This window comes from Acidaminobacter hydrogenoformans DSM 2784 (assembly GCF_900103005.1).
GTDB lineage: Bacteria > Bacillota > Clostridia > Peptostreptococcales > Acidaminobacteraceae > Acidaminobacter > Acidaminobacter hydrogenoformans.
The window spans coordinates 108,489-122,073 of the sequence record NZ_FMWL01000005.1 but is presented as its reverse complement, the minus strand read 5'-3'; the positions used below and the strand labels follow the sequence as shown (position 1 = coordinate 122,073).

General features: G+C 48.5%; 11 protein-coding genes. 1 reads left to right on the top strand and 10 read right to left on the bottom strand.

Translation table 11 applies throughout. The annotated features are described in order from the left end of the window. Positions 1 to 184: 184 nt before the first annotated feature. Together purE and BLP63_RS06860 are read right to left on the bottom strand one after the other, a co-directional pair. Positions 185 to 673, bottom strand: a complete 489-nt coding sequence (purE, locus tag BLP63_RS06865) for a 5-(carboxyamino)imidazole ribonucleotide mutase (RefSeq protein ID WP_092590169.1) — start codon at positions 671 to 673, stop codon at positions 185 to 187. Between the two features lie 211 nt (positions 674 to 884). After that, positions 885 to 4,640, bottom strand: a complete 3,756-nt coding sequence (locus tag BLP63_RS06860; protein WP_092590168.1) for a phosphoribosylformylglycinamidine synthase — start codon at positions 4,638 to 4,640, stop codon at positions 885 to 887. Between the two features lie 163 nt (positions 4,641 to 4,803). On the opposite strand from BLP63_RS06860, the gene BLP63_RS06855 reads away from it, so the two are divergent. Next, positions 4,804 to 5,697, top strand: coding sequence for a LysR family transcriptional regulator (locus tag BLP63_RS06855; protein WP_092590167.1), 894 nt, complete (start codon positions 4,804 to 4,806; stop codon positions 5,695 to 5,697). A gap of 176 nt (positions 5,698 to 5,873) precedes the next feature. On the opposite strand, the gene BLP63_RS06850 is transcribed toward BLP63_RS06855, so the two are convergent. The 8 genes from BLP63_RS06850 to BLP63_RS06815 all read right to left on the bottom strand — a co-directional run bounded on the left by BLP63_RS06850 (position 5,874) and on the right by BLP63_RS06815 (position 13,497). Further along, positions 5,874 to 6,398 carry a LeuD/DmdB family oxidoreductase small subunit gene (locus BLP63_RS06850; RefSeq protein WP_092590166.1) on the bottom strand — a complete coding sequence of 175 codons (525 nt, stop codon included), beginning with the start codon at positions 6,396 to 6,398 and terminating at the stop codon, positions 5,874 to 5,876. A 3-nt stretch (positions 6,399 to 6,401) separates the two neighbouring features. Then, a complete protein-coding gene (locus BLP63_RS06845) occupies positions 6,402 to 7,685 on the bottom strand; it encodes a 3-isopropylmalate dehydratase large subunit (protein ID WP_092590165.1) in 1,284 nt (427 codons plus the stop codon). A 19-nt stretch (positions 7,686 to 7,704) separates the two neighbouring features. Next, positions 7,705 to 8,265 (bottom strand): HD domain-containing protein, encoded by a 561-nt coding sequence (locus tag BLP63_RS06840; RefSeq protein WP_092590164.1) that lies wholly within the window; start codon positions 8,263 to 8,265, stop codon positions 7,705 to 7,707. Between the two features lie 180 nt (positions 8,266 to 8,445). Continuing rightward, positions 8,446 to 10,008, bottom strand: a complete 1,563-nt coding sequence (gene citF / locus BLP63_RS06835) for a citrate lyase subunit alpha (protein ID WP_330387107.1) — start codon at positions 10,006 to 10,008, stop codon at positions 8,446 to 8,448. After that, positions 10,008 to 10,904 (bottom strand): HpcH/HpaI aldolase/citrate lyase family protein, encoded by an 897-nt coding sequence (locus tag BLP63_RS06830; protein ID WP_092590163.1) that lies wholly within the window; start codon positions 10,902 to 10,904, stop codon positions 10,008 to 10,010. The genes citF and BLP63_RS06830 overlap by 1 nt, the downstream gene beginning before the upstream one ends. A 2-nt stretch (positions 10,905 to 10,906) precedes the next feature. Continuing rightward, positions 10,907 to 11,200, bottom strand: coding sequence for a citrate lyase acyl carrier protein (citD, locus tag BLP63_RS06825; RefSeq protein ID WP_092590162.1), 294 nt, complete (start codon positions 11,198 to 11,200; stop codon positions 10,907 to 10,909). A gap of 23 nt (positions 11,201 to 11,223) precedes the next feature. Beyond that, complete coding sequence (gene citC, locus BLP63_RS06820) at positions 11,224 to 12,267, bottom strand: [citrate (pro-3S)-lyase] ligase (protein WP_092590161.1); 1,044 nt, start codon at positions 12,265 to 12,267, stop codon at positions 11,224 to 11,226. A 63-nt stretch (positions 12,268 to 12,330) separates the two neighbouring features. Continuing rightward, positions 12,331 to 13,497, bottom strand: coding sequence for a 2-methylaconitate cis-trans isomerase PrpF family protein (locus tag BLP63_RS06815; protein WP_092590160.1), 1,167 nt, complete (start codon positions 13,495 to 13,497; stop codon positions 12,331 to 12,333). Positions 13,498 to 13,585 lie beyond the last annotated feature (88 nt).

Genomic DNA, 13,585 nt, shown 5'->3' with positions numbered 1-13,585 from the left:
CCTCAAATAGTGATACTTTCTCGATTTTTTGGTGGGGGACAGGGACGGACCACTATGTCCCTGACATGGTGGTCCGTCCCTGTCCCCACCTGTCAGCCATCCCACGCCTCGCCCCTGCAGCCTTCCATCCAGACGAAGGTCTTAGAAATTATTTACAATGTTCGTTATTTCCTGCTCTTTAACCCTACTTGCGCAGATTCTGAATCGACGCGTCCGCCGCCACGACATCCTGGCGCATCTTTTCACGGAACGCCTTCAAGCGCTCGCGCACCTCCGGATACTTCACGCTGAGGATCTGCGCCGCGAGAATGCCCGCGTTGTCGCCGCCATTCACCGCAACTGTGGCCACAGGAATGCCGGAAGGCATCTGTACTATAGACAGCAGCGAATCAAAGCCATCCATAAAGCTGCTCTTGATTGGAAGACCAATGACCGGAAGCACGGTGAACGCCGCAATGACGCCAGGCAAATGCGCCGCCTTTCCAGCCGCGGCAATCACCGCCTCAAAGCCATTTTCCTCAGCCTTTGCAACAAAGCTCATGACTTCATTCGGAGTGCGATGGGCCGACATGACTCTCATTTCCGCCTCAATCCCAAACTGTTCAAGGGCCTCCGCCGCTTTTGACACCACTTCCAGATCTGACTTGCTGCCCATGATAATTGCAACTTTCATTAGATACCCTCCCAAAACACGAACATTTTATTGTTTAGACAACACTATCGTTCTTAATTTAACACTATTCTACCCTACAACAGACGTCATATCAAGACCGAAACGCCAATTTGAAACTTCACTGTATTACATTTGCACGAAAGTCCCAGACATCAGTCCCAGGCATAAGCACCTTCCAAAAACACCTATCATAAGCGCCTGCCCGACCAGCCTACTTATTAAAATAATCCACGCCAGCCTCAAAAATCTCCATGTCATACTGCCCCGGCACATTCAGGTAGGTATGAGACGTCATGCGCTCCGCATGACCCATCTTCCCTAAAACCCGTCCATCCGGACTCACCAGGCCCTCGACCCCAAAGGCCGACCCGTTGAGGTTGTGACCCCTGGAATACACCGTCGCCACCTGGCCCGCCGCGAGCAGCGCCTCATACTGCGCCTCGCTGGCAAAGAACCTGCCCTCGCCATGCGACACCGGCACACTGTACCGCACGCCTTCAGATGCCCGCGCCAGCCATGGCGACATCTTCGACACAACCTCGATCTGCACCATCTTCGAAATGTGCTTGCAGCACGCGTTGTACGTCAGTGTTGGATCCTCAGGCCCCAGATCCCGGATCTCCCCATAAGGCAGAAGCCCCAGCTTGATCAGCGCCTGGAAACCGTTGCATATCCCTATCATCAGACCATCCCGCTGCTTCAGCAGTTTCATGGTCGCCTCGCTGATCCGTGCATTCTTAAATACCGAGCTGATGAACTTCCCGGACCCATCCGGCTCGTCCCCTGCGCTGAAGCCCCCCGGCAGCGCGATCATCTGCGCCCGGCTGATTGCCATCTCATAGGCTTCGATCGACAGCTCCACGTCCGCCAGGCTGCGGTTTCTGAAGACGATCACTTCCGCCTCCGCCCCTGCGCGCTCAAAGGCCCGGGCCGTGTCGATCTCACAGTTCGTCCCCGGGAACGCCGGGATGAACACGCGAGGCTTCACACCCCTCAGGATATTTGCCGATGGTCTCCCTTCCCCAAACACCACATCCCGCTTCTCCTTCTTCTTATCCACAGAAGGCTCTTTCGCTGCAAGCGGCGCATCCGCATAAGGCCTGCACCGAGGAAACACACTATCAAGCGGCTCAAGCCAAGCCTCTTCAACTTTCTTCAGATCCACGCCAGCCCCCTGAGCGTCAATGCTATAGGCTCTTTGAGTCTCGCCCAGCATCACCCAGTCCGCCGGCACCGCATCCGTGCTGGCTATGTCGATCTCCAGCATCAAGGCGCCAAAGCCCGCCGCCGGAATGACATCCCCGGAAAGCTTCACGCCTATACCATTGCCAACACCCATCTTGAACAAGCTTTCCAGCACGCCGCCTTCTTCCACGACATAGGACGACAGCACCGCGCCGTGCCCAATCAGCGTCTGGGCCTCTTTGAGCCTCGCCGCATAAGCCGTGAGATCAGGAAGTCCCGCCGCGTCCCTGGCCACATCCGCCAGGTAAACTGTGCTGCCCTCCGCTTTAAAGTCCGTTGAAACCACATTTTTAAGATCTACCGGCGCCGCGGCAAACGCGATCAGCGTTGGCGGCACGTTAAGATCCTTGAACGTCCCGGACATGGAGTCCTTGCCGCCTATGGCCCCAAGGCCAAAGGCGTCCATGGCGTGCAGCGCCCCAAGCAGCGCCTTGAATGGCTTCTGCCATTTGAGCGGGTCAGTCCCCAGCCGCTCGAAATATTCCTGACAGGACAGGTGGATCCGCTCCAGGTTCGCCCCTGTCAGCACCGCCTTGGCCACGGCCTCCGCCACGGACATGGCGCCGCCCACGAATGGATCCTGCTCCAGAGCCTTCAGCGCGTAACCTGCGCTCATCACGGTCCCCGTCAAAGACGTCCCTTCTGCCGATGGTAACTTAGCCACCATAGACATAGACGGCGACATCTGTCGCACACCGCCAAACGGCATAAGAATTGAATAAGCCCCCACCGTATTGTCAAAATTCTCAATTAGTCCAATTTGTGACGCGCTGTTCAGATCTGACACTGTCGCCGTCAAAACCGCCTCAGCCTGAGCCGCCTCAACCGCCGCACCAGCATCAGCCCCAGAACCGGCAACCGGCACTTCGGTCACCTTGACGACCTGGCTCCTGCTGGCACCACTGGAATCTATGAACTCCCGGCCAAGCTCAAGGACCACTTCACCCTTCAGGAACATCCTGAGCTTTCCGGAATCCGTCACCTGAGCAATCTCATAAGCGTCCAGGTTCTCCGACGCCGCCAGGGCAATGACCCGCTCCACATCACAGCGGTCCACGACCACCGCCATGCGCTCCTGGGATTCAGAAATCGCCAGCTCAATAGCCCCAAGGCCTGGGTACTTCGTCTTAATAGCGTCCAGCTGGATATCCAGGCTGTCCGCCAGTTCACCCACCGCGACAGAAACGCCGCCGGCGCCAAAGTCGTTGGATTTCTTGATGCGCTTCGCGAATTCAGGTCTTCTGAAGAGACGCTGCAGCTTGCGCTCCTCCGGCGCGTTGCCGCGCTGAACCTCAGACGCGCAGGTTGCGAGACTGGACTCGTCATGCTCCTTGGAAGAGCCCGTGGCCCCGCCAATACCGTCAATGCCCGTCTTGCCGCCTATCAGGAGGACCCTGTCCCCAAGCTTCGGCTTCAGCCGCTTGACGTTTTCCGCCGGCGCCGCGCCAATAACTGCGCCCACTTCCATGCGCTTTGCCTTGAAGCCTTCATTATAGTACTCGCGAATATAGCCCGCAGGCAGGCCAATCTGGTTGCCATAGGAAGAAAAGCCCTTCGCCGCGCCCCGGGTGATGACCCTTTGAGGCAGCTTTCCAGGCAGTGTTTTTTCGAGACTTTCTGTTGGATCTCCAGAGCCGGTGATGCGCATGCCCTGATAGACGTAGCTCCGCCCTGAAAGCGGATCTCGGATCGCCCCGCCAAGACACGTGGCCGCGCCGCCAAAAGGCTCAATCTCCGTAGGGTGGTTGTGGGTCTCGTTCTTAAACATCACTAAGTAAGGCTTGGTCTCGCCGTTTTCAAAGGCTGCGTCCACCATAAACGTCGCCGCGTTGATCTCATCCGAAACCTCCACGTCCGCCAGGCCGCCCTGCTTACGGAGCCAGCGGGCTTGAATGGTCGCCAGGTCCATGAGGGTCTCCGGCTTTGAGGTCGCAATGTCCGCACGCTTTTGTCCATACTTTTCATACGCCTCACGAAGCGGTCCATAGGTTGCCTCTGAGAAGTCAATGTCTTTCAGCTCAGTCATGAATGTTGTGTGACGGCAGTGATCGGACCAATAGGTGTCCAGCACCTTGAGCTCTGTCATCTTTGGATCCCGACCGGCAGTAGTCTTGAAATAATCCTGAACCATGGTCAGGTCCTCTCTCGACATGGCCAGACCGTGGCCCGCCAGGAAACCTTCCAGCGCTTCCTCTGACAGTTCCCTGAAGCCATGCAGCACCTCCACTGGCGGCGCCTCCGGCTGAACCACCTCTGCCGGACAAAGCTCGTAAAGCGATATCTCCATGGCCTCCACCGGGTTGATCAGGAAACGCTTGATACCCTCGACCTCTTCAGCCGTCAGCGCCCGCTCACTGGTCAGCCGCACCGCTTTAAAGGATACCACGTGAGGGTCCTTTCCCAGCTTCAGAATGGTCAGTAGCTGCACCGCGGAATCCGAGCGCTGGTCGTACTGGCCAGGCAACAATCTGTAGGCAAAGGCCGTTTCGCCCTGAACCGGCGTCCAGACGTCACTCACCAGGTCCACGTTGGGCTCAGCGAAGACATGCTGCACCGCCTGAGCCACCTCGGAAGCCTCCAGCCCAAAGATGTCGTAGCCGTTGTAAACCTCAGCCTTAGTCACCGCGCCAATCTTCAAGAAGTCCCTGATCTGACTGGTGAGCCCGGCGCTCTCCACGTCCAGCGCCTCGATTTTTCGGACGAACTTTCTTACACCTTGCATGATTTGCCTCCTCTTTTATGTGTGTAGTCCCGACACCCGCCGGAGCTTATCTATTTTCTCATTAATACCCCAATGTTTCTTCTCAGTCCACCTTGATTGTATCATCAGATGTACTATAATAATAATTAATTATATTAATCAAAAGCATAAGGAGCGCTAATGTATGAACTCCATGGATCTTTATAATGTCTTCTACCACGCGGCCCTCCACGAGAGCTTCACCCGGGCCTCGGAGGTCCTCTTCGTCACTCAGTCCTCGGTGAGCCAGTCGATTCGACAGCTGGAGACGGCTTTAGGCATGCCCCTGTTTTATAGAAAAGGCCGCACCGTTTCACTGACTTCTGCCGGCGAGACCCTTTTCGACTTTGTCAGCCAGGCCATCAAGAGCATAGAAAAGGGAGAAAAGGAGCTTTTAAGGCTCCAGGGGCTTGACCGGGGCCACCTGCAGCTCGGGGCCAGCGATACGCTGTCAAGGTATGTCCTGATGGGACCGCTCCAGGATTTTCACCAAAAGTATCCAAATATAAGACTGTCCATTCAGAACCGGCCGTCGCCGGTGTCGAAGGCCAGAGTTAAAGAGGGCGCGCTGGATTTAGCCCTCGTCAATCATACAGGGTCTTTGGAGGATAAGGATTTGGTCTATCTTAGGCTGGCCTCGGAGGAGAATGTTTGGATCACGTCGACAGACTACGCGAAGGCCCATAAGCTGCTGCGTCGAGCACTCAGCTTATCCGAGCTCGCAATGCACCCGCTGGTAACTTTAGAAAAAAACTCCACCACCCGTCGCCTGCTGGAGGATTTTTTAGCGCGACACCAGCTCCACCTTGAGCCGGAGTTCGAGTTTGGCAGTGTGGACCTCATTGTGGACATGATCGCCAGCGGCGTGGGCATAGGCTTTGTACCAAAGATGGCCCTGCAAAACGCACCTGAATCCGTGGTGGTACTGTCGACGGAGATCGCCGTCCCGTCCACGGACCTCTGCCTCATCCACAGCCGCCACCTGCCCCTGACCGCCGCCGCCGAGGCGTTCCTTGAGGTTATGCGTGGGGCGTTTTAAGAAAAGAAAGAGGTGCACGAAAGAAAGTGTCAGACACCCATTTCATTCTGAAATGGTGTCTGACACCTCTTTAGAAGTGTATGGCAGAGTCATGTAATGTGAATCTATCCCTCATTGACACGCCTTTACTGTTATCCATCATTTAATAAGATGTTGAATTCCTAATTTCTGTTACATTATTTCTCTTCAGCAGCTTTCGCTTTCAAATATTGAAAAAGTCCACCGGCATCCATGATTTCTTTTTCGAGATTGCCTACACCATCCCCAGATAACTCAAGTCCATTTGTTATATCCTTTATAAGGCCTTTCTCAATATCCACTTCAATCAGATCACCATTATTGATTTTATTATCTTTAATTGCTTGTGATAAGCCTTTGACGAAAAGAACCGGATACCCGTTATTGATAGCATTTCTATAATAAATTCTCGAAAAGGTCTCAGCAAGCACGCACGGGACTCCAGCATATTCCAGACAATATACAGCATGCTCGCGGCTGGATCCACAGCCAAAGTTCTTTCCAGCTACTACAAAATCACCTGGTTTGACTTCATTTGCGAAATTTTCCATGCCCGGATAATATTCAAATGCATATTGCGGCATTTTATTTGGATCTGTTTCAGCCAGATACTTATTGTGATAGATCAAGTCTGTATCTACATCATCTCCAAAAACCCAGGCTCTACCTTTTAAAACACTCATAAATCAGCCCTCCAAAATATCTCTAGGATCTGTAATTTTGCCTTTTACAGCTGTTGCCATTGCCGTCATAGGACTCATAAGATAAGTATGGCTTCCCTTCCCGACTTTACCCAGGAAGTTTCGATTCGTCGTTGAACAGCCAATATCACCTGACGGCAATGTCCCATAATGCTCTGCAGTACAAAGCGAGCATGTTGGATTGGTGAAAACAACGCCTGCTTCGAGGAATTTTTCAATCATCCCGTGCTTAGCACAGAGCATTTGTACTTCTGCGGTACTCGGGGTAATAATGGTCCTCACTCCTGGATCAACCTTTCCACCACCTGCAATCAGAACGTCAAACGCTTCCTTTATGTCATCAAATCTTCCGTTGGAACAAGACCCTATGTGAACCTGGTCAATCTTGGTCCCTGCAACTTCATTTACAGGCTTGACATTATCAGGTGTGTCCGGACAGGATACCATCGGCACTAATTCGCTGACGTTATAGCGAATCACTTTACAGTATTCAGCATCCGAATCTGCAGAAAGCATATTGACGCGTTCGATGACTTCATCTCCAGCTCTCGACACCAGCCAGTCTAAGACTTCGCCACTCGGCATGATCAAAGGCACTTTTCCGCTCATTTCAGTTACCATCGAGCAAAGTGTAATTCGTTCTGCCAAAGTGGCTCTTTCGATTGTTTCTCCGGTAAATTCAACGGCGAGAAAATCCATGCCGCCGGCACCCAGATCTCCAACAATGTGAGTTATTAAATCTCGCATACAAACACCCTTTTGAAAATTGCCAACAACTTCAATTTTCATGGTTTCAGGAACCCTAAACCAGTTTACTCCATTGATATAGGCTGCTGCGATATCCGAGTTCCCTACGCCCGTGGCAAACGCGCCTACTGCTCCGAGCAGGTTCATGTGACTGTCCGTTCCCAGAATGACATCGCCAGGTTTAACAAGACCCTTTTCGAGCATGACGTGTTGGCCAATACCGCAATTGATGTCAAATACATTCTTGATGCCTTGTCTCTTAGCAAATTCTCGAATGATCTTCTGATTATTTGAATTTTTCTCCGAATGAGATGGCGCCTGTAGATCAAAAGTGAATGCGACCTTGTCCGGATCCCATACTTTTGCTTCCATTCCCATTTCCTCTTCAAATTGTAAAACACAATTTGCGCCACCAAAATCTCTCGCTGAAGCTAAATCGATATTGCACCATACGCGTTCTCCAACTTGAACGGATTTATTTGCTGCGCGTTCCATGATCTTTACTATTGCAGTTTTTCCCATAACGCTGTCCTCCTATAGACTACTTCATTCCAAGAAATGATTTTACGATTTCAAAATTAATAAAATCCGCTTTGTTTACCATAACCGCTTCAGGACCTCGAAGTGTCCCGTCCCCTTCCGCTGCATGATTCGCGATGATATGTCCAATTTCGCTCGAGCAACCATTACGCAGAGCAAGAACTGTACCGGAGAAAGGATGGCGCAGATCTTTTCCCATTTTTGATTTTACTGTCTTTCCGGATTCGTCTTTCTCATATTCAACCAATTTTCCAATATCATGCAGCAACGCGCCAGCTATCAATAGATCGTGATTCAAGGTGTACTTACTATCCTTTGAGGCGTAAATAGCATTGAATTCTTCCATAGCCTTCTTTGCAACACGCGTGACACCGCGAACATGATCGAGGTATGAAAATGGACAATTTTGAATTAATAAAGTGAAAGGAATTTTATCCATGTCATCAGGTTCCCAATGCCCCATATTCAATGCATCGAGATAGGTAGCGACCACTTTGCTCTTAAGTTCATCTTCTATAATCCAATCAATTTCAGGAATAAGTTCTTTTATTCTGTCTTTCATTAGATTCACTCCTTTTGAATTATTATACTTATTATTCATTTTTTTACATTTCGGTGTAAAGAACCCCATTAACATTCTACAAACTAAGTCCATCAGAATGTCAAAATCACAATCATAAAATTCGAAACTGCGTTATCCGACACTCCAGCAGGTAGGATGACCGAAGTTTTTCTTAGTTTATCATCGCTTTATTTGCCTAATAACATCAATAACGGTACCATCTCTATATTCAACAATACATACAATCTTATCGGTCACTTCAATTGGCTCTGGCACACCCGTCATAGACTCAGCGATCTTTTGTAATTCTTCTATGGTGACAAGTTTCAAACTACTTTTTTCAAGATCTTCTTTCAGCTCATTATAAAATTTATGTGCCGGATTCAGCGCTATTCCGGCTTCTGTAACAACCGCCGCGATGGTTTCACCCGGAGAGCAGACAGTAAATACCTTTTTGACTATTGAGGGTGTACGCCCTCTTACAATAGGAATCGTGACAATGGAGAAGTCCGCGCCAGATGCCACATCAGGTCCGCCGCCTAGTCCTCCCATCATTTCACCACTCGAACCAGTGAGTATATTAACATTAAAGTTAATATCCACTTCGAGCGCTGCCAGAATTCCGAAATTCAATTGGTCCAGCATACTCCCTTTAGAGTGTGGATTTGAATAAACAGCATTGTCGATCTCAATAATATTGACTTCATTCGCCATCGCCCTGGCAGAGATGTCATCAAAAGATTGCGAACACGCCAATACTCGCACCTGACCTTTTTGATACATATCAATAATATTGGAAGTTATGCCGCCTAGCGCGAAACTCGCCTTAATGCCGTGCTCTTCCATTTTTTTTGAGAGATAATTCGTGCAGGCTATACTGATTACGCCAGCACCGGTTTGAAACGAAAATCCATCGACAAAACGTCCAGAGGCAGCGATCATTTCTGCTGCCCGTTCTGCAATCAGAAGATCGCGCGGATTCCTGGTGACACGGGCAGCACCCGCACCTATTTTTTCGCTGATTCCAATCTTCTCCACCACGGCCACGATATCAACATACTGCTGAGAGATGCTAATTGGTGTGCAAGGATAATCCACCAGATGATCCGTCACTACAACTACCTTGCGAGCAGTGAACGCGTCTATAAACGAATATCCCAAAGCGCCACAGGCATTTGGTCCAATCTGCCCGGTTGCATTTCCATATAAATCTGCCGCAGAGGCTCCAATAAAAGCGACGTCAATGGAAAGTTCCCCTGCTTCTATAGCTCTCGGACGCGCGCCATGAGGCCTTAGTATGACAGGCTTTTCCATAACCCCAGACATAATGGCATCGCCAAGTTCCCCACGAATACCACTAGCTTCAATGCTTGTGATAATGCCTTCACGAATAAAATCCACCAATGAAGGCTCTTTGATATTGACGACTGCACTGGGGGCAAATTTTAAGTTCTTTATGCCCAGTTCACGAATGATTGTGAGCACCTGTCCGACAATTAAATCACCTTCTCTAAAGCTATGATGAAATGAAATCGTCATGCCATCCGTCAAACCACTTTTCAGAATTGCCTCTTTTAGAGATCTGACTACTTTGCTCCCACCACCTGGCGTTCTTAGAGCTTTGCGGTTTGTATAAACAGTTCTGTCAGCAGGTTCAGCTTCCCAAGGTCCTCTGTAAGGTCTCACATCGTAATTGCCTATCTTTTCCGGTAATTCGCGTCCATATTTATTTATCAACATCATCAATGGCCTCCTATGTCAATTCCAGCTGCGCCTGCTTGCGCCAACACAGTCCTGGCACGAAGCTCCATAGGTTTATCAATCATGCTCCCATCCAACGTGACAGCGCCCTTGTTCATTTTTATTCCTTCATCTACCACAGCCAGAATCCGAAGCGCTTGCTGAATCTCCTTTTGACTTGGCGTAAAGAATGCGTTGACTATGTCAATTTGTCGGGGATGTACAACAGTTTTGCCATCAAAACCCAAATTTTTTGTAAGGGCAGTGTCTTCACGCAACCCTTCATCATCATTTATATCTGAATATACTGCATCAAGCGCATCAATTCCGGCACTGCGGCAAGCCAGGAGAACGGCATTACGTGCAAAAAAGATTTCCATCCCTTTCTTTGTTCGGGTTGCTTTGACGCTTGCCGTATAATCCTCCGCGCCCAAACTTAACGCTCCCACTCTTGAATCCGCTTTCGCAATTTCCTCTGCCCTGAGAACCCCCAAATAAGATTCAATGTTACACCAGATCCTAATGCTGCCAGCTTCAATCCCTGCCTGTGCTTCAATTTCGGAAATCCTCTTTGAGACCAGCCTGACTTCCTCGGCGGATTCGACTTTAGGAATTCTCAGAGCATCCGGCCTTGCGCGGACTGATGCTTCCAAATCCTCATCGAAAAATTCAGAGTAAATACCATTAACTCGTATCAGTACATATTTATCTTTTGGTCTGTGAAAACGGACCGTATTGTAAACGAGCAGGCGCGCTGCGTCCTTTTCTGTCAACGGCACCGAATCTTCCAAATCATAAACAATACAATCTTCATTATAAAATATTGCTTGATTCATATTAGCTGGACTTGACCCGCTTACATACAAAGAGGTTCTTTTCAGTGTTATGGTTTGATCCATGTCTATTCCACCCTCTTCCAGTCGAACAAATTCCCGCTGGCTCTACAAACCGCCGTTTGCATCCGAGACCGTATCACACAGTCAAAGGCACCTTTATCTTGAATCTGAACTGTTGCCTTGTCAATGTCGTATCCTTTTAGCACATCCATTACAGTTGCCATGATCGCATTTCCAAACTGCGCTTTTACAATACTGTTGAGATTTATCTCAAGTCCAATTTCCTCATTAGGTGAAATCATGATCTGGACATCGCCCGACTCCAACGTTCCGGCAATCGCGGTCTTTATGATCTTCATGAGACGCTCCTTTCTCAAATGACCTAAATTGGTTGTTTCAGTTTTTCAATTATTGTTTTCCCTTCTGGATTACACAGAAATTCATATGTCGTTCTCGGCACGAAGTCATGCAGCCATTCTCCAACACCCTCTGCAGAAAGTCGCGCTCTCACTGTTGACGCACTGATTACATTTCCGCATTCTGTCTCTTTTCTAGGTATTTCAACGATCTCGACACCATATTCAGGCAATATTCTCTTCATAGCATTATTATATTTTTGTGTTGTATGACACTTTGGTTCTTCTCCTACAAAACGCAGCTTAATATTCAGGGCAGGCGCAATTCTCTGTGCAAAAATTGCGATGTCAAGTTCCGCCTGAGTCAAGGTCACATCGATATCTTTCTTAAGAAAATAAGTTGGAAATGTCGAGCTCGAAATAATGTATGGCCCGCTTGGATAAACCGTCACATTATCCAGGTCTGAAACACCTTGCTTTACCAGGGTTAGGCGCACATCATATGAAAACGCCGACTGATTTTCTTCTACAACAAAAATATAGAGTTTCTCACATAATTTCGACGCATACTCAATCAAGTAACGATGCCCTAAAGTAAATGGATTGCAGTTCATTACTATGGCGCCAATAGTATCTGAATCCCAGGTGTTCACTCTTAAAGACCTGATATACTGTTCGATTCCAGCGGCTTTGTTTTCCAGCATCACCACATTGTTAGTTTCAGCGATTATGTAAAAACCGCTGGATTCAAACAATGCCACATTCTCTGGTTTCGTAAAGACAAACAGATGAGACACACCTTCCTGGATTCGATTGCTGATCAGATTTGAAATCATCTGTCCGGACAAATTACTTCCTCTTAGTTCACTGTCAATCGCAAAACACTTCAACGTGTTATAGGAGCAACACGCACATGCCAGCAGATGATCTTGATCGTCTGCATATCCACATGCATAGATAATGTCATCCTCATATTCAAGGCCTTGACTTTTCAGAAACATTTCAAGCTTTGTCCGATCTAAGTCTATCAGTCTGGGCAAATACTCTCTGAATCTTAATTCACGATCCATAGTGATCACTCCAATTATCGGTCTCAGCGAATTTACTCATTAAAGAATCCTCAGCATTATAAATTAAGCTCGAACAAAGACGAAGCCTTCCATGATTCTTCTGGCTGTACGTTCCAAATTGCCGCTTAAAACCTCATATGACCCATCCTCATGAATGGCCAAATCCGCGAATACATCCATAACACCCCACGGATGCCCTATACGGACATGATCTATCTGATGTGAGTTTTTTTGTTTGCCGACAATATCATTAACTATAGTTCCTGGAGTATTTGCAGCCGTTATTGTGCAGATTGCGCCTGTACCCATATAGGCATCGATCATTTTCATGCCCACCGAGAATAATCTGCCGACAATATCAATTCGATCTGACTTAATCTGCTCACCACTGCCTGCTTCGTATGCCACCGGACTTGTCACAAACGCAATTTTAGGTAGTGTCTGGCTATGTATGCGCGCTTCTTCAAGATCTTTCGCATAACCTATAGTGATCGCTCCTGTGCCCCTGATAATCTCCAAAATCCGGCAAATTTCTCCGCAATTTGGCAAGGCATTAAATTGAGCTGGCGTCTCTGTGCCAGACAATCCGAAATCCTCAGGATGAACAAAAATGACCGGATTAGCCGCATCGACAAAACTGAATTCATATTTCTTCCCATCTATTACAATTTCGTCTTTAGGGCTGCCCGTGGGCAATAATTTACCCGAAGCTGCACCCTGAGGGTTCATAAATTTTAATGTAATTTTTGCCCCTGTACCAGGAACGCCGTCTATCGCAAATTCGCCCTCTGTCATTGCTTTGCCATCTTTAACCGGCACTTGAGACACAATAATTTTCTGGGTGTTCGTATTGAAGATGCGTACTGTAGTCATAGGTTCTGTCGCCGGAACTAGTCCTTCATCAATGGCATATGGCCCCACCGCAGAAGAAATATTTCCGCAATTCATGGTTTTTCCAACGATTGGATTGTTGACGTCGACTTGTCCAAAATCATACTCTATGTCCGCATCAGGTCTGTCACTCTTTTTAATAATCGCGCATTTACTTGTAGAAGTATTCGCACCACCCATACCGTCAATCTGACGCCGGTCAGGGGTACCAAAGGCACTCAGGATAATCCTATCCCTTTCCTCTTCATTTGTTGGCAGATCCTTGTCGTTAAAAAACAATGCTTTACTTGTTCCTCCACGCATGTAGACACAAGGAATTTTTTTATTCGGTTCAAACATGTGTGATTCCCACCTTAAACAATAATTATCAGAAAATGTTACTTTGGGATTAGTATTCATTTAAATGATAAATTAACTATTTTTAAAA